Annotated in this window: 11 protein-coding genes and 3 tRNA genes; 3 read left to right on the forward strand and 11 right to left on the reverse strand. The window is 42.9% G+C overall.

Annotated elements, in window-relative coordinates:
* Nucleotides 1-47 precede the first annotated feature (47 nt).
* The 3 genes from EGC86_RS17220 to EGC86_RS17230 form a co-directional block, all read right to left on the reverse strand.
* Nucleotides 48-124, reverse strand: a tRNA-Pro gene (locus EGC86_RS17220).
* Between the two features lie 21 nt (nt 125-145).
* Nucleotides 146-221 (reverse strand) — tRNA-His (locus tag EGC86_RS17225).
* Between the two features lie 51 nt (nt 222-272).
* Nucleotides 273-349: transfer RNA gene (locus tag EGC86_RS17230), tRNA-Arg, on the reverse strand.
* 264 nt (nt 350-613) lie between these two features.
* On the opposite strand from EGC86_RS17230, the gene EGC86_RS17235 reads away from it, so the two are divergent.
* Nucleotides 614-3,238, forward strand: coding sequence for a sensor domain-containing phosphodiesterase (locus EGC86_RS17235; RefSeq protein ID WP_123778367.1), 2,625 nt, complete (start codon nt 614-616; stop codon nt 3,236-3,238).
* A 24-nt stretch (nt 3,239-3,262) separates the two neighbouring features.
* Here the strand turns inward: EGC86_RS17235 and rep are convergent, their stop codons facing one another.
* The gene (gene rep / locus EGC86_RS17240) at nt 3,263-5,275 is read right to left on the reverse strand and encodes a DNA helicase Rep (protein WP_011635917.1); all 2,013 of its coding nucleotides are present in this window, start codon (nt 5,273-5,275) and stop codon (nt 3,263-3,265) included.
* Nucleotides 5,276-5,418: 143 nt separating this feature from the next.
* Here rep and ubiK point away from each other — a divergent pair, with 143 nt between their 5' ends.
* Entirely contained in the window at nt 5,419-5,667 is a 249-nt protein-coding gene (ubiK, locus tag EGC86_RS17245; protein WP_123778368.1) for a ubiquinone biosynthesis accessory factor UbiK, read from the forward strand.
* 122 nt (nt 5,668-5,789) lie between these two features.
* Here the strand turns inward: ubiK and EGC86_RS17250 are convergent, their stop codons facing one another.
* The 6 genes from EGC86_RS17250 to ilvC all read right to left on the reverse strand — a co-directional run bounded on the left by EGC86_RS17250 (nt 5,790) and on the right by ilvC (nt 14,865).
* Nucleotides 5,790-6,932: a pyridoxal-phosphate-dependent aminotransferase family protein gene (locus EGC86_RS17250; RefSeq protein ID WP_011635915.1), complete on the reverse strand. Its 1,143-nt coding sequence runs from the start codon at nt 6,930-6,932 to the stop codon at nt 5,790-5,792.
* Nucleotides 6,933-7,367: 435 nt separating this feature from the next.
* A complete protein-coding gene (gene ilvA, locus EGC86_RS17255; protein WP_123778369.1) occupies nt 7,368-8,939 on the reverse strand; it encodes a threonine ammonia-lyase, biosynthetic in 1,572 nt (523 codons plus the stop codon).
* 1 nt (nt 8,940) lies between these two features.
* Nucleotides 8,941-10,800 (reverse strand): dihydroxy-acid dehydratase, encoded by a 1,860-nt coding sequence (gene ilvD / locus EGC86_RS17260; protein ID WP_123778370.1) that lies wholly within the window; start codon nt 10,798-10,800, stop codon nt 8,941-8,943.
* A gap of 79 nt (nt 10,801-10,879) precedes the next feature.
* The gene (gene ilvM / locus EGC86_RS17265) at nt 10,880-11,137 is read right to left on the reverse strand and encodes an acetolactate synthase 2 small subunit (protein ID WP_123778371.1); all 258 of its coding nucleotides are present in this window, start codon (nt 11,135-11,137) and stop codon (nt 10,880-10,882) included.
* Nucleotides 11,134-12,819: an acetolactate synthase 2 catalytic subunit gene (gene ilvG / locus EGC86_RS17270; RefSeq protein WP_123778372.1), complete on the reverse strand. Its 1,686-nt coding sequence runs from the start codon at nt 12,817-12,819 to the stop codon at nt 11,134-11,136. The genes ilvM and ilvG overlap by 4 nt, the downstream gene beginning before the upstream one ends.
* Before the next feature lie 564 nt (nt 12,820-13,383).
* Nucleotides 13,384-14,865 carry a ketol-acid reductoisomerase gene (ilvC, locus tag EGC86_RS17280; RefSeq protein ID WP_123778373.1) on the reverse strand — a complete coding sequence of 494 codons (1,482 nt, stop codon included), beginning with the start codon at nt 14,863-14,865 and terminating at the stop codon, nt 13,384-13,386.
* 208 nt (nt 14,866-15,073) lie between these two features.
* On the opposite strand from ilvC, the gene ilvY reads away from it, so the two are divergent.
* A complete protein-coding gene (ilvY, locus tag EGC86_RS17285; RefSeq protein ID WP_123778374.1) occupies nt 15,074-15,946 on the forward strand; it encodes an HTH-type transcriptional activator IlvY in 873 nt (290 codons plus the stop codon).
* Nucleotides 15,947-15,978: 32 nt separating this feature from the next.
* On the opposite strand, the gene paeA is transcribed toward ilvY, so the two are convergent.
* Nucleotides 15,979-17,286, reverse strand: coding sequence for a polyamine export protein PaeA (paeA, locus tag EGC86_RS17290; RefSeq protein ID WP_123778375.1), 1,308 nt, complete (start codon nt 17,284-17,286; stop codon nt 15,979-15,981).
* Between the last annotated feature and the right edge of the window lie 341 nt (nt 17,287-17,627).

Raw genomic sequence — 17,627 nt, forward strand, 5'->3', positions numbered from 1 at the left:
TTTGAGCGGTAAGCCAATTGAAAAATATTAACTGGAATACATAAAAGTGGTCGGTGATAGAGGATTCGAACCTCTGACCCTCTCGTCCCAAACGAGATGCGCTACCGGGCTGCGCTAATCACCGAAAATAAAGCTGTAAATTGAATGGGGTGACTGATGGGGCTCGAACCCACGACAACCGGAATCACAATCCGGGACTCTACCAACTGAGCTACAATCACCACTGACTTTCAATTCTACTAACCAATACGACAGAAACAGTACATGCCGAATGGTGCGCCCAGAAGGATTCGAACCTTCGGCCTTACCCTCCGGAGGGGTACGCTCTATCCAGCTGAGCTATGGGCGCTCGCCTTGGTTAGCGACGCATATATTAGGGATAAAACACCGCCACGTCTAGCCCTGATTTGCTTTTTTTAACTGACTGATTAACTTTTGACTCATTTTCGCTAACTATTTGCTCACTTCTTACTTATTCACACTCATTTACGAGACTTCTTAACTTTATACTGACATTAATTTAGCTTGGATCACATTTGTATTTATGGTAATTATAATGGTTGTTCAACAATAATTTGTTCGCATAATTAATAGGATAACGGTCAACAAGGGTATGGATACTGCAATAAGTCACTCAATAGCTTCTCCACGAGTCGAGCATCTGCAAAAAAGGATAGCTCGCTTAAAGCGTTTGGCTAAAAAATATAAGCGTTCTGAAATTATTCAAAATGCTTTACTGGGTATATCCAATATTGCGACCCAGGTCACTTCTCTTGATGATTTTTATCAGCGAGTACACTTACATCTGCAGCAACTTATCCCTGCGGAGAACTTTTTTATTGCCTCTCAAGACCCTAAAACCGGACTGACAAGTTTACCTTTTTTTGCCGACCAACAAGATTCTCACCCAACGGAACTCTACCCAGACCAAGAAATATCGGCATTACTCAATAGTGGCTTAACAGGTTATGTGCTCCGTAATGGCACACCTTTATTATGCGACGATATTAAGTTTAATGAATTGATCGCAAGTGGCGATATTAAAAGCCTAGGCTCTCCAAGTCACCAATGGCTCGGCGTACCCATCAAGAACCAGGAAATCGTCAGTGGTGTACTTGTTGTGCAAAGCTATAACGAAGCCAATACTTACGGTGAACTTGAATTAGAATTAATGGGTTTCATTTGTCATCATATTTCTGGGGTTATGGAACGGCTTGAGCATCATGAACAGCTAGAACAAGCTATTGTTGAACGTACTAAAGAACTCAGCCAGGCTTATGAAAAAGTCAAAAAAGAAATAACTGAGCGCGTTAAAGCCGAAAAATTACAAAAAGCTTTATTCGAAATTGCCGATCTATCTGCATCAAATGTACTCCAACAAGACTTCTATTTACGACTTCACACTATTATGAGTCAATTAATACCGGCTGATAACTGCTTTATCTCATTAATAAACGATAACAATATGTTGTCATTTCCTTTTTATGTTTCGCAGATGACAACCGAATATCCAGCCTCTCGTCCTATGCAGGACGGGCTAACAGAATACATTCTAGAACATAAGTTGCCTCGGCTCTTATCCTCTAAAGATATCGCTGATATGGTTGCTAATGGCGAAATATATGCAAAATCACCAGAATTGAACAAAACCGATAGAATGCATCAATGGATAGGCATTCCGCTGATCATTAATGGTGATATTGCTGGTGCGTTAACGATTTATAGCTTGGATGACGCTCATATTTATCAATTGAAAGATCTAGAGCTACTGACATTCGTATCCCAACATATGGCCAACGCTATTGAGCGTAAATTGGCGACTGAATCGCTCAAAAACAGCCATGAGCAGCTAGAAGATAAGGTGGTTAAACGCACTAAAGCACTCGCTGAACTGAACAACAATCTTCAACAAGAAATCAATCAGCGCCGTAAGATTGAAAATCAGCTCTTACACGATGCTCAGCATGATGGGCTGACTGGTTTACCCAATCGCAGCTATTTAATGGAACGATTATCACAAGCATTAAAACACTTGCGCCGGCATGGATTAGATCAGTTTGCATTATTATTTATCGATCTTGATCGGTTCAAAGTGATCAATGATTCTTTTGGTCATCTCGAAGGCGATCGCTTTTTAATTGAAACCGCACAACGTATCAAGTCATGTGTACGAGAAAACGACACACTAGCAAGAATGGGCGGTGATGAATTTGTTATTTTGCTGGATTCTATTAACGCCACGGAAGATGCTATCGAGGTAAGTGATCGTATTTTACAAGCGTTGTCGATGCCCTATCAGCTCGCCAAACAAGAGTTCATCTCAGGTGCCAGTATCGGAATTGCATTTAGTGGACGCAATAAATTAGTCACCAGTGAGTCACTACTACGCGATGCTGACGCTGCCATGTATCAAGCTAAAGCCAATGGTAAAGGTTGTTATGTTATTTTTGACGACAAACTCAGCGCACAATCTAAGCTACAACATGAATTGGAAATTGATTTTAAAAAGGCCTTAGACCAACAAGAATTTGAAATTAACTACGTTGAAGTGGTCGATTTTACTACTGGTGAAATCATTGCCATTGAACCTCACATTGAGTGGCATCATCCCGAGCAAGGCTTAATTGAACATGGCAAGATGAAGCAGCTTGCCGCACAATACCAGCTCACACTTAATATAGACGGTTATATATTTTCTCACTTAAGTGAGCAATATCAATTTCTTAAATCAAAATATGGACCGTCTGTATACTTACATCTATCCATTAGCAGCCAGCACATCAAAAATAAATTCGTATTACGCAATCTCAAGCAAACCATTAAAAGTAGTCACATCCATCTTGAGAAATTAATATTATTCTTTAACGAAAAAGCACTAGTGCAAGACACTGAAAATCACATCAATGGCTTCGAGCTTATCTCGCAACTGGGCGTGCAAATCGGTATCGATGGCTATGGCACAGGTTACAGCTCACTCAGTTGCCTGAGTTTTTTACCGATTAAGGCATTAAAGCTAGATGATGACATCAGTAAGCATTTACTCAATGACAAACAGTTACAATTAGTCAAAGCTTACCAACTGACGGCACAAACACTTAATTTCGATATGTACGCCACCACAGTAGACACACAACAACAAGTAAGGCAGTTTTTAGAACTTGGCTATGTACGTGGCCAAGGCCGAGCAATCAGTAAATTATTTAACGAAAAAAAAAAGCCACATAAGGCCTGTGCCTAATCAATAAGACCAACCCAATTAGCACTATTTTTTAAACATATCGCGTATGTTGGCGATGTGACTTTTACTGGTTTCGACACGCTGCTCTTCTGTTTGAACAGGCTTACGGTTTTCCCAAATTAAATCATCTTGAGGCAACTCAAGTAAAAAACGGCTCGGCTCACATCGCATCGTTTCACCAAACTGGCGACGTTCACGGCATATTACAAACCACAATTCACGTTGTGCACGGGTAATACCCACGTACGCCAGACGTCGTTCTTCATCAACATTGTCTTCGTCAATACTCGACTGATGCGGCAAAATGCGCTCTTCAACGCCCACCATAAATACAAAGGGATATTCCAGTCCTTTAGAGGCATGTAACGTCATTAACTGAACTTGATCGCCACCCTCATCCTCGCTGTTGCGTTCCATCATGTCGCGCAGGGTTAATCGAGTAACCACTTCTGGCAAGGTCATAGGTTCATCTAACTCATCACCTTCGAGCATTTCGGTAACCCAGCGGTATAATTCCGAAATATTCTTCATCCTCATTTCAGCCGCTTTAGCGCTGGTACTCGTTTCGTACAGATAATCTTCGTAATTAATTTTACGAATAAGCTGTTTAATCGCTTCAACAGGCTCACCCCGCGAGGCGACTTCACCGGTATCAACAATAAACTTACCAAACTGATATAAAGAGTTAACCGCTGCAGGCGCTAAATGATGATTGAGTTCAACATCAAAAATAGCTTCAAATAATGATATATGCTTTTGATTGGCAAAATTACCTAAACGCTCCAGCGACGCAGGGCCAATACCACGCTTAGGTAAGTTAACCACCCGCAAAAAAGCATTGTCATCGTCCGGGTTAACCACTAAACGCAAATACCCCATGATATCTTTAATTTCTGCACGAGAGAAAAATGAAGTACCGCCACTAAGCTTATAAGGAATACGGTTGGTCATAAGCGATCGTTCGAGTAAACGAGATTGATGATTACCTCGATATAAAATGGCGTAATCACCAAACTTAGTTCGGCCAACAAACTTATGTCGAATTATCTCCGCCACCACTCGCTCAGCTTCTTGCTCTTCGTTAGCGGCAATTAATACTCTTAATGGCTCACCATAAGCTAACTCACTAAATAACGCTTTGTCGTACACGTGAGGGTTGTTAGCAATCAGAATATTGGCTGCTCGGAGAATTCGTTGGCTTGAACGATAGTTTTGCTCTAATTTGATCAGTTTAAGTCTTGGAAAATCAGTTCCTAATAACACTAGGTTCTGTGGCTTTGCACCACGCCAAGAGTAAATGGACTGATCATCATCACCTACCACCGTAAAACGTGCACGCTCACCCACCAGTAACTTAACTAACTCATATTGGCTGGTATTGGTATCTTGATACTCATCCACCAGCAAGTACTGAATTTTAGTTTGCCAACGGGTGCGCACTTCTTCATTCATTCGCAACAATAATGTTGGAATTAAGATTAGGTCATCAAAATCGAGCGCATTATAGGACTTCATATGCTGAGCATACCTGGCATATAACATGGCAAATAATTGGCTTTGCTCGTCTTTTGCCATACTTTTTGCTTGCTGAGGGATCACTAATCCCCCTTTCCAATTCGATATCGCTGATGCCAAAGATTTAATCAGGTCTTTATCATCATCTAACTCATCTTCGGTCAGTTCTTTTAATAACGCGAAAGTGTCTTGATCATCAAACAATGAAAAACCCGCTTTAAGCCCAAGCACTTTATGTTCGCGCTTAATAATTTCGAGCCCTAATGTATGAAAAGTAGAAATCCATAATCCGCGCGCTTCTTTGCGGCCCATCGACTGAGCAACACGTTCTTTCATTTCACGGGCGGCTTTGTTGGTAAAGGTTACTGCGGCAATATTGCGAGCTTTATAGCCACATTTTTCAACTAAGTAAGCAATTTTATTAATGATTACACGTGTTTTACCACTCCCCGCGCCAGCGAGCACTAAGCATGGACCCGATACATAATGTACGGCTTCATTTTGCCCTGGATTGAGTTTCATTAATCATTACACCTTGCTTAGCCTTAAACGAAGGCGGATCATAGCAGAATCAACTGGTGACGGTTAACGAAAAATCACAGTTAGGGTTTGGAAAAGCGCTTACCTCGGTTACAATTAAATCAATGTCTCAGTAGGGAATCATCATGATTAATCCAAAGAAAATAGAAGAACTCGCTAAGCAGCTAAGCGATAACTTACCCAGCGGTGTTAAGCAATTTGCCGGTGAGTTTGAAGAACGCAGCAAGCAGATATTACAAAACCAATTGATGAAACTGGACGTGGTATCGCGCGAAGAGTTTGAGGTGCAGCAACACGTGTTGCTTAAAACTCGCGAAAAGCTTGAAGTATTGCAAGCGCAAGTGAATGAGTTAGAAAAAAAGTTTGCTGAGTAACTAACCTGAACGAGGGATAACGATTGATACTTTTGACTCTATAATCGTTTTTACTCAGTTTACAGACATAAAAAATGACGCTATTAGCGTCATTTTTTTTACATCCACTAAGTTTGTTAACCTCAGTTCTGGTTAAGAGACTCTTCTAGTGCATGTAAGCAAAGGGAGACGTTTTCACGACGGGCACCATAGCCCATTAAGCCGATGCGCCATGCTTTACCCGCTAAAGCGCCTAAGCCTGCACCAATTTCTAAATTATATTCTTCCAATAAATGCTTACGCACTGCAGCGTCATCAACACCATCTGGAATATAAACGGTATTAAGTTGCGGTAAACGAGACGCTTCTTCAACCACAAATTTCAATCCAAGTTTGGTTAATCCATCGCGTAATAACAGATGCATTTTACGGTGTCTTGCCCAGGCATTTTCGAGCCCTTCATTGGCTAACAAACGTAAAGACTCATGTAAGGCATATAATGCATTAACTGGTGCAGTATGATGATAGCTGCGCTTAGCGCCATTGCCATTACCCCAATAACCCATCACTAAGGTTTGATCTAAAAACCAACTTTGCACCTGGGTGGTACGAGCTTTTAGTTTAGCAACGGCTTTAGGCGAAAATGACACCGGAGATAAACCAGGTACACAAGATAAGCACTTTTGGCTGCCTGAATAAATGGCATCAATGCCCCACTCATCCACCAGCAATTCAACGCCACCCAATGAAGTCACCGCATCAACAATACTGATACAGTCATGTAATTGCGCCAAGGTGCATAATGTTTTGGCATCCGACAGCGCACCCGTTGAGGTTTCTGCATGTACAAAGGCTAAAAATTTGGCATCAGGATGTGCGACAAGTGCAGCTTCAACTTTATCTGGGCATACAGGTTCGCCCCATTCATTGTCGACGACTACCGCAACACCGCCAACGCGCTCAACGTTTTGGCGCATGCGCTCACCAAATACCCCATTACGACACACGATTACCTTTTCACCAGGTTCAACTAAATTGACAAAACAGGTTTCCATGCCAGCACTGCCTGGAGCAGATACAGCTAAGGTCATTTCGTTTTTGGTTTGAAAAGCATATTGAATTAAGCTTTTTAGCTCATCCATCATGCCAACAAATAATGGGTCAAGGTGGCCAATAGTCGGCCTTGATTGTGCCGCAAGCACTTCGGGATACACGTCAGATGGGCCTGGACCCATTAAGATTCGGCGCGGTGGCATAAAAGCTTGAATTGTTGGTACGGGTAACATCAAAGTCTCCTTAAAATGAGGTCGAAAATTCATAACTATGTATGAATTTGGAAAAATTTACCCTACATATAAAGCAAACTATACCAATCAGTTGCTGCAAAATACATTAACATCAACTTATTAGTGGTCGTTGGTAATAGTTTCTACAAACCCACGAATATTTTTTCGTTTTAGGCGAACTGACAATACCACATTGAGGCACTAAATCACCTCAGAATGGTAGTCAACCTGAACTCGGGATAACAAACGCCTCTCAAACAGCTCTTTGTCTTACTAACGGTGTTGAATTAACTTGCAATAGACCCGCTATTGACGCGTCAATTCGCCTTGTTAGTAAAACAAATGACAAGTTTGATAGTGATAAACGTCTAAGTCTATGATCTTTATTATCATATCTTCGTCTCTTACCCCTAGTTCAGGTCAGTTAAAAATGACTTACGATTTTGCTTTAGCGCTATTTAAAAAGAGCTTATATGCCGGACTGTGGGTTTCTTCTTGATAAACGAAACCTAGCTCCGTTAAAAACTGTGCGAACGCCACATCGTCTTTAAACGGAACTTCAAACCCCGTTAACACCCTACCAAAGGCTGCACCATGGTTACGGTAGTGAAATAAACTGATATTCCATTTACTCTGTAAAGTGGTTAAAAACTTCAATAATGCCCCAGGATGTTCAGGAAATTCAAAACTAAACAAGCGCTCCTCTAGTGGTTCAAGTGGGTGACCGCCGACCATATAACGCACATGTAATTTAGCCGTTTCATCTTGGGATAAATCTTGAACTTCAAAGCCTTCCGACTCAAGTTTAGCAATAATCTCGCTTAGCTCTGCTTGGCCACCGGTAAGACGAATGCCGGCAAACACCACTGCAATGTCACGGCTACTAAAGCGATAGTTAAATTCGGTCATCACCCGTTTATCTAATAACTCGCAAAAACGTAAAAAACTGCCAGGCTTTTCAGGGATTTTCACCGCTAAAACCGCTTCTTTTTGCTCCGCTAATTCACAGCGTTCAGACACATAACGTAAACTATGAAAATTCACATTGGCGCCACTCAATATAGCTGCGACTTTTTTCGGCGCGTCGATGGAGTCACCTTGTTGCGCCATGTACTTTTTAAGCCCAGCAATTGACAAGGCCCCTGCAGGTTCTGCTATTGCACGGGTATCTTCAAAAATATCTTTAACCGCTGCGCAAATTTCATCAGAAGTAACCGTAATCACTTCATCAACATATTCACGCGCTAACCTAAATGGCTCAGTACCAATGCGTTTAACCGCTACGCCGTCAGCAAACAAACCGACTTGGGCCAGCGTCACAGGTTCATCGGCTTCTAATGCCGCCTTTAAACAAGCAGCGTCTTCGGGTTCAACCCCAATGATCTTAACTTGTGGCATCACCGCTTTGTAATAGGCCGCAATACCGGCAATTAAGCCTCCACCGCCAACAGGCACAAACACGATTTCAATATCGCGTTGTTGTTGTACCATTTCTTGAGCAATAGTGCCTTGTCCGGCAATAACCGCTTCGTCATCAAATGGGGCGATATACACCCGTCCTTCTGTTGCCGAGAGGTTTTTGGCATAGTCATTGGCTTGATCAAACGCCTGCCCATGAAGGACCACATTGCCACCTAAGCGTTTCACCGCATCAATCTTAATATCTGGCGTGGTACTAGGCATTACAATTACGGCATCAATACCGCGACTGGCAGCAGACATCGCTACTCCTTGAGCGTGATTGCCCGCAGATGCGCACACCACACCTCTATCGCACTCATCTTGAGTTAACGCTGCGATACGGTTGTAGGCACCACGTATTTTAAACGAATGCACTGGCTGCATATCTTCACGCTTTAAATACACCTGACAACCAAAGCGAGCAGACAATTTATTCATGCTCGACAATGGCGTCACTTTAGCCACATCATAAACAGACGACAGCAAAATTTTCTGTAAATAATAATGCGCTAAATCTAATTGAGTTTGAGACGCCAAAGCCAACATATTACCCCTCCAGCTTAGCGCGATCGCGAACGGCACCTTTATCAGCACTGGTGGCCAATAATGCATACGCCTTAAGCGCTAATGACACATAACGTTCACGAGCAACCGGCTTCCAACCTAGCGGACCTTTGGCATCCATCGCAGTGCGACGCTGAGCAAGCTCTTTATCGCTGACATTAAGTTGAATGCTACGCTTGGGAATGTCGATGGCAATTTGATCGCCGTTCTCGATAAGTGCAATGGTGCCACCTGACGCCGCTTCTGGTGACACATGACCAATCGATAAACCTGAAGTACCACCGGAAAAACGCCCATCAGTAATTAACGCACATTTAGTGCCTAAACCACGTGATTTTAAGTAGGTTGTTGGATAGAGCATTTCTTGCATACCCGGACCACCTTTAGGGCCTTCGTAGCGAATAACCACTACATCACCTTCAACGACTTCGCCACCGAGAATACCGGCTACCGCATCGTCTTGGCTTTCATATACTCGAGCGCTACCAACAAAGGTTAAGTTAGACTCGTCTACCCCTGCGGTTTTCACAATACAACCATCAACGGCCACATTACCTGACAATACGGCTAAGCCCCCTTCTTGGCTAAAGGCAAACTCACGCGAACGAATACAGCCATTTTCACGATCATCATCAACACTGTCCCAACGACAATTTTGGCTGAATGCTTTCGTGGTGGGAATACCAGCAGGGCCGGCACTAAAAAAGCGGATTACATCTGGATCGTTAGTTTGTTTAATGTCGTACTTAGCTAAGACTGATTTTAAATCGCCACCATTGTCTGCGGCCACATGCGGTACATCGTTATGGATTAAACCTGCTCTATCTAACTCGCCTAAAATCCCCATTACCCCACCAGCACGGTGAACATCTTCCATATGATATTTAGGCGTTGATGGTGCAACCTTACATAGATGAGGCACTAAGCGCGATATGCGATCAATGTCCGCCATGGTAAAGTCAATTTCCGCCTCTTGCGCTGCGGCGACTAAATGCAACACAGTATTAGATGAACCTCCCATGGCAACATCGAGTACCATGGCATTTTCAAATGATTTAAATGACGCAATATTACGTGGCAAGGCAGTTTCATCGTCATGCTTGTAATAACGTTCTGCCAACATCATTACACGGCGACCGGCTTCTAAAAATAATTCACGACGGTCTTCATGAGTTGCAAGCATTGAACCGTTACCTGGTAATGACAATCCTAAGGCTTCGGTTAAACAATTCATTGAATTAGCAGTAAACATACCCGAGCACGACCCACAAGTAGGACAAGCACTGCGTTCGATTTGCTTGCTGTCTTCATCACTGACATTAGAGTCTGCACCGGCAATCATGGCATCGACTAAATCAAGTTTAATAATTTGATCAGATAACTTGGTTTTACCTGCTTCCATTGGGCCACCAGACACAAATACCACAGGGATATTTAATCGTAGCGCTGCCATTAACATGCCTGGGGTAATTTTATCGCAGTTAGAAATGCACACTAATGCATCGGCACAATGAGCGTTGACCATATATTCAACACTGTCTGCAATTAACTCGCGCGACGGTAAGCTGTACAACATGCCGCCATGACCCATGGCGATACCATCATCAACGGCAATAGTATTGAACTCTTTGGCAATACCGCCCGCCTCTTCAATCGCGCCGGCAACCAATGAACCCATATTCTTTAAATGCACATGACCCGGTACAAACTGGGTGAACGAATTGGCAATGGCAATAATGGGCTTACCAAAATCATTTTCTTTTACGCCAGTGGCACGCCATAGTGCGCGGGCGCCTGCCATGTTGCGGCCTTCGGTACTGGTTGCTGAACGTAATTTTGGCATTGCAAATATCCTTGTTTAATGTGGAGCTCGTTACCGATTTGATCACGGATAACGTTCTAATAATGAGTGATAAAAAAGCTTAACTGTTTGCTGCTTGATCCAGTGACACTGCTGGCAAAACTTTACAATGCATCACATCAATGAGTTTATCTAACTGGGTACTTAACAATTCAATGGCGCGTTCGGCCTCAACCCATAAGTCGACCGCCATACTGGTGTCGTCGTTGATGCGCACCTGCATTTGAGTGACTTTAAATCCACGATGGCGAGTCACACGGAGCACGCGTTCAAGTACCTCGGGGCGTTGCTGAACGGTTATTTCTAATGCATGCATCATGTTTGCTTCTCCATTTGGTCCATCATGTCACTATTACTCGCACCTGGCGGTACTAAAGGCCATACGTTAAAAATATCATCAATCGATACATGCAGCATGTAAGGACCGCTACTGTTCAACATCTCGTCTAATCCTTGCTCAACTTGATCTGCTCGCGTTATCGTTCGACCTGGAATATCAAATGCTGATGCCATCAGGACAAAGTTAGGATTGTCAGATAAGTCTGTTTCACTGTAACGCTCTTCAAAAAATAACTGTTGCCATTGCTTAACCATACCCAGTTTTTGATTATCAATCAGTAAGATTTTTACCGGCAATTTACGACGCTTAATGGTGGTCAATTCTTGAACATTCATCATAAACGAACCATCACCAGAGACCGTGACCACCGTCGCATCAGGTCGGGCAACTTGTGCGCCAATAGCGGCAGGTAAGCCGAAACCCATAGTACCTAAGCCAGCACTGGATAAATGATCTTCAGGACGGCGGAACCACATGTGCTGCGCCACCCACATTTGATGCTGGCCAACATCACAAGCAACAACACTGTCTTCAGGAAGTTTATTGGCTAAACGGCGTAACATCGCTGGCGCATAAATTAAATCGCCCGGGTGTTGGTAATTCCATTGGTGCTTACGGGATAACTCCTCCACATCAACTTGCCATTGAGCAATATCCAGTTTTCCAGCAACGGCGGCCGTTAGTGCGGGTAAAACAATGCTAAGTTCAGCAGCTATCGCCACGTCAGCTTGACGTAATTTACCAATTTCGGCGGCATCGATATCTAAATGCAACACTTTGGCATTACTAGCAAAACTCGCTAGCCGACCGGTAACGCGGTCATCAAAACGTGCGCCAACCACCATCAATAAATCACATTCTTGCACTGCAAGGTTTGCCCCTTTGCCACCGTGCATACCCAACATGCCTAAATAACCTTTAGTGCCATGTGCAATACTGCCCAAACCTTTTAACGTTGCCACTGATGGAATGCCTGTGGTGTCGATAAACTGACGTAAATGCGCAACGGCGCCAGCCATACCCACACCACCACCAACATACAACATAGGCTTCTTAGCGTGTTTAATTAACTCTGCGGCGGCATCTAAGTCAGCCACCAGAGGCTGTAATTCATCATTAACACTTTGAAGGGGGGTTTTGTATTCTAATGCTGCAAGTTGAATGTCTTTGGGAATATCAACTAAAACCGGACCAGGACGTCCTTCTGCTGCAATTTCAAAAGCGCGATATAAGGTGGGAATAAGCTCATTGATGTCGGTGACCATAAAACTGTGTTTGGTGCATGACAACGACATACCTAATACATCTATCTCTTGGAATGCATCGGTACCGATAACACTAGTAGACACTTGGCCCGTTATGGCAACTAGTGGAACCGAGTCAAGTAAAGCGTCGGCAAGTGAGGTGATTAAGTTAGTGGCCCCTGGGCCTGATGTTGCAAAGCACACCCCGGTTTTACCACTAGCACGGGCATATCCTACGGCAGCAAACGCGGCACCTTGTTCATGACGGCTAAGCAAGTGCTCTACAGGACCGCCATAAAGGGCATCATAGATTGGCATAATCGCCCCACCAGGATAACCAAATACGGTTGTCACACCATGTGCTGCTAGTACTTTGATTACTGCATCCGCGCCGCGCATTTTCTGTCCTGCTTCCATATGTTGCTCTCTACTTCGTCAATGGTTCTGCTGCTCTACTGTGTAATATTGGGTCTGTGGTTTTACTTAAGCCTAAAACTAAAAAACCCCCGGTCCTTTCGGAGCGGGGGTTTTTGCAATCTGTTTGACTCTTAGGTCAGTCTAGTTGCCAAAACGCCACCCCCGCTGTGACTTAATAATCACTACGGTAATAATTTCGAGAATGAGAATGGCTGTGTGGTTTAACATGTTTTAGACAGTATCCTAAGTTTCTAAATAATTCGTTTGGTTATGTTCAAATAACGTTACGGTATAACTAACAAGTACCATAAAAGATTTACCGAACACAACTAAAAAATTGCCTTTGTAAAAAAAATTCAGCTTCCCTGCCGAGACAATGCAAACAACAACAAAAACTTAACCCATGAGTTCTACTAATAATTAATTAGAACTCAATCTAATATTTGTTTTTTCAGCGTCCCAATCAATAAGATTAGGACGTTTCGATTGATGCCTGTCCGACAACGGCAACATAAACATGCTGCAAAAAACACTGAACAGGTACTTCACCAGTGACCTTATACGTTAGCTCGCTTCAACAATACTTTTCATATCGGTCATGTAACCACGTAACTCAGCGCCGATATACTCAACCTCTGTATTACGAATTTGTTCATTGACGTCGATTAAGCGAAGGTTATCAACACCTGTTGCTTGCTCTTTAAGCCCAGCACCTAAATACTCAGATGGCATAGCGTTAACATAATCACGTAACATAGGTACCGCTGCATGGTTGAATAAGTAACAACCGTATTCAGCCGTATCTGAAATAACCACGTTCATTTCATATAAACGCTTACGTGCAATTGTATTGGCAATCAACGGTGTTTCATGTAGCGATTCATAATAAGCCGACTCTTCAACAATGCCTGCTGCAACCATGGTATCAAATGCAAGTTCAACACCCGCTTTGATCATTGCCACTAAGAAAATACCTTTGTCGAAATAGGTTTGTTCATCGATATGTTCAGATGACACAGGCGCATTTTCAAATGCGGTTTCGTTGGTTTCAGCTCTCCAACGCAACAAGTTAGTGTCATCATTAGCCCAATCTTCCATCATAGTGCGAGAGAACTCACCGCTGATAATGTCGTCCATGTGCTTTTCAAATAATGGCTTAAGGATAACTTTCAACTCTTCAGCCATATCAAATGCTTTGATTTTAGCTGGGTTTGATAAGCGGTCCATCATGTTGGTAATGCCGCCGTGCTTAAGCGCTTCGGTAACGGTTTCCCAACCTTGTTGAATTAACTTGCCGGCATAACCAGGCTCAACACCATCAGCGACCATTTTCTCGTAACCTAAAATGGCACCCGTTTGTAACATGCCACATAAAATGGTCTGCTCGCCCATCAAATCTGACTTAACTTCAGCCACAAACGATGACATTAATACACCGGCGCGGTCGCCACCGGTAGCACTGGCATAAGCTTTAGCAATCGCTAAGCCATCACCATTTGGATCATTTTCTGGATGCACTGCAATCAATGTTGGCACACCAAATCCACGCTTGTATTCTTCACGGACTTCCGTAGCAGGGCATTTTGGCGCAACCATAACCACAGTAATGTCTGGACGAACTTGCATGCCTTCTTCAACGATATTGAAACCATGTGAATAAGATAACGTAGCACCTTGCTTCATTAATGGCATAACCGCATTTACAACATTAGTATGTTGCTTGTCTGGTGTAAGGTTTAACACTAAATCAGCTGCAGGAATAAGTTCTTCAAAGGTGCCGACTTTAAAGCCGTTATCGGTGGCTTTTTGCCATGAAGCACGCTTTTCAGCAATGGCTTGTGGACGTAAGGCAAAAGAAATGTTTAGGCCTGAGTCACGCATGTTTAAACCTTGGTTAAGGCCTTGGGCGCCACAACCTAAAATCACGACATTCCAATCTTTAATATATTGGCAACCGTCACTGAATTCAGTACGGTCCATAAAGCGGCATTGTGCTAATTGAGCTAATTGTTGACGTAAATTCAGAGAGTTAAAATAGTTAGCCATCTGATACCACCTATAAAATTTAGTAATTTGGGACTCAACATCTTATAAGTCAGCGACCTTAAGCGTTGTGATTGAAGTCACTATAGCGCATGCATATGATTGCTTAAAATGATATATTCGGGACATGACGTTGCAATTAATGCAACATGGAATGCTTAACCTAATATTTAACTTACACTCAACTTAATGCGTACTTGAAGGTGCTGTGATGGATATCCGTTCACTTAAAATGTATTTACACTTATGCGATAGCCTGCATTTTGCCAAAACGGCGGAGCAATCGCATGTCAGCCCATCAACCTTAAGCCGTGCGTTGCAGCGTTTAGAAGAAGAAGTGGGCAGTAAATTATTTGACCGTGACAATCGAAGCGTCACTATTACCCACGCGGGCGTTGAATTTAAACGTTTTGCAGAACAGACATTATCTGAATGGACCCAGCTGCGCAGTCGTATTGACCCAAGCCAGCAATTTTTACGCGGCAATATTAATTTGTACTGCTCAGTTACCGCAGCTTATAGCCATTTACCGGCACTGTTAGATCGGTTTAGACGTGAGCATCCCCATGTCGATATTAATCTCAACACCGGAGATCCAGCTAATGCGGTAAACCAAATTCAAAAAAATCGCGCCGATATCGCGATTATTGCATTGCCGGAAGCTTTCCCTGCCAGTCTGCATTTTACCCCGATTGATAAAGTACCGATTTCCGTCATTGCGCCCACAATACAATGCCAAGTTCAGCAATGGGTAAGCCAAGCAAAAATTGACTGGGCTAAACTGCCCTATATCGTACCGGACCATGGTCCCGGCAGAAAAAGGATTGATTTGTGGTTTAAGCAAATGGGCATAAAACCCAATATTTATGCCCAAGTCTCCGGTCAGGAAGCGATTGTCTCCATGGTCGCGCTCGGCTGTGGTGTTGGTATAAGCCCAGAAGCGGTGATCCACAATAGTCCGGTACGCGATCGTATCCAAACTCTAGCTTCGCCAATCCCGATCCCACCATTTGAATTAGGTTGTTGCTGTAAAGAAAAACGCACCAATGATCCTATCATTCGTGCGTTCTTAGACATCATTTAATGGTGTCGGTTAGATTTTTTATGCTAATTGACTTAAGGCAGAGGCGGCATCTCAATGTCTAGCCGAGTAACCAGTAGTTGGTCGACTTTGTATGAATCAATATCGACTACCTCAAATTTGTAACCCGCATAATTGACAAAATCAGTACGTTTAGGAATTTTGCGCAACATATACATCATAAAACCTGCAATGGTTTCGTAGTTTTGATTATGCGGAAACACTTCAATATTAAATGCTCGCATTACATCAGTAATCGGCGTCACTCCATCGACTAACCAGGAATTACCATCACGGGCAACAATTTGTTCTTCACTTTCATGTAATGACCACGCGCCCATAACGGCACTTTGTAAATCGTTGGTGGTCACAATGCCGACAACCAATGCATATTCGTTCATCACCACCGCAAAGTCGGAACGATTATTCTTAAAATATTCCATCGATTCTGACAGAGTCAACGTATCAGGAATAATAAGGCAGTTATGTACTAACGTACTGCCTTTTAAGGTGATGTTCTCGCCGTTAATCACCCTAATCAGCAACTCTTTCGCATCAACAAAACCTTTGATCATGTCCAGTTGGCCATCACAAACGAGAAACTTATTATGCGGATTTTTAGCAATTTTCTGTTTAATGTCATCTTCACTGTCTTGCAGTAAAAAATACACTAAACTTTCACGCGCCGTCATTGCAGAGGTTACCGAAACAGACTGCATTTCAAACACGTTTTCCATCATTTGTTGTTCGCCTTTATCCATCACCCCAGCTTCAGTACCTGCTGTCATCATGGCGTAAATATCATCATGGGTGACTTGGTCGTTACGTGCTGTAGGAACTTGCAACAATTTAAAAATTGCATTGGCCAAGCCATTAAAAATCCACACAAACGGCTTTAACACTTTAATACACAAAATAATTGGCATTACAAAAGTGACCGCGACTTGCTCTGGGATCACCATCGCAATTCGTTTAGGCATCAAATCAGCAAATAAAATAAACAACGAGGTAACCGTCACAAATGAACAAATAAAACTCAGCTGTAAACCCCACTCATTGCCCAATAAAGGCAACAGTAACTGCTCAAAATGGGGTCTAAAGGCCGATTCACCCACAATACCGCCCATAATCGCGACCGCATTGAGTCCGATTTGTACCACGGTAAAAAAGCTGCCTGGATGGGCCTGAAGTTTAAGCACTTTTGCGGCGCGCAAATCGCCCTCATCAGCCATTAATTGCAAACGCATTTTTCGTGATGCCGCAAGGGCAATTTCAGACATAGAAAAAAAACAACTAATGCCGATCAGGCACAAGATGATCAATAAATTATCAGAGAGGCTCATAGTTTACCTTTACCCGAATACTAGCCAAAATATCAGGAATGTATGTACATATCTTTGTTGCAAAATGGGCAAATGCAAGACCTCAGCCATTTATTAACATTCAAATTAATAAGGCTAATGATTCAATGCAGATAGAAATAACGAGTGATGGAATATCATTATAGTGTTTCACGACAACAGACCTATTTATACTTGGTCCTTGCGAACTATAAAGCGACGGTATTCTACTCAACATCAGTCATTTAAACTAGCTTACAAGCACAACTTTATCTCACTTATTTAGCCTTTATCACGCAAAAAAACACATCGCTGCTAGACTGTAACCACCCATTCATTTGTAT

Origin of the sequence: Shewanella frigidimarina, from assembly GCF_003797125.1 — a bacterium.
Taxonomy (GTDB): Bacteria; Pseudomonadota; Gammaproteobacteria; order Enterobacterales; family Shewanellaceae; genus Shewanella; species Shewanella frigidimarina.

Excerpts from the sequence above, each read along its gene's own strand:
- EGC86_RS17250 (WP_011635915.1), bottom strand. The coding sequence starts at position 6,932 with ATGTTACCCGTACCAACAATTCAAGCTTTTATGCCACCGCGCCGAATC.
- ilvC (WP_123778373.1), bottom strand. The coding sequence starts at position 14,865 with ATGGCTAACTATTTTAACTCTCTGAATTTACGTCAACAATTAGCTCAA.
- ilvG (WP_123778372.1), bottom strand. The coding sequence starts at position 12,819 with ATGGAAGCAGGACAGAAAATGCGCGGCGCGGATGCAGTAATCAAAGTA.
- ilvY (WP_123778374.1), top strand. The coding sequence starts at position 15,074 with ATGGATATCCGTTCACTTAAAATGTATTTACACTTATGCGATAGCCTG.
- ubiK (WP_123778368.1), top strand. The coding sequence starts at position 5,419 with ATGATTAATCCAAAGAAAATAGAAGAACTCGCTAAGCAGCTAAGCGAT.
- EGC86_RS17235 (WP_123778367.1), top strand. The coding sequence starts at position 614 with ATGGATACTGCAATAAGTCACTCAATAGCTTCTCCACGAGTCGAGCAT.
- ilvM (WP_123778371.1), bottom strand. The coding sequence starts at position 11,137 with ATGATGCATGCATTAGAAATAACCGTTCAGCAACGCCCCGAGGTACTT.
- rep (WP_011635917.1), bottom strand. The coding sequence starts at position 5,275 with ATGAAACTCAATCCAGGGCAAAATGAAGCCGTACATTATGTATCGGGT.
- ilvD (WP_123778370.1), bottom strand. The coding sequence starts at position 10,800 with ATGCCAAAATTACGTTCAGCAACCAGTACCGAAGGCCGCAACATGGCA.
- paeA (WP_123778375.1), bottom strand. The coding sequence starts at position 17,286 with ATGAGCCTCTCTGATAATTTATTGATCATCTTGTGCCTGATCGGCATT.
- ilvA (WP_123778369.1), bottom strand. The coding sequence starts at position 8,939 with ATGTTGGCTTTGGCGTCTCAAACTCAATTAGATTTAGCGCATTATTAT.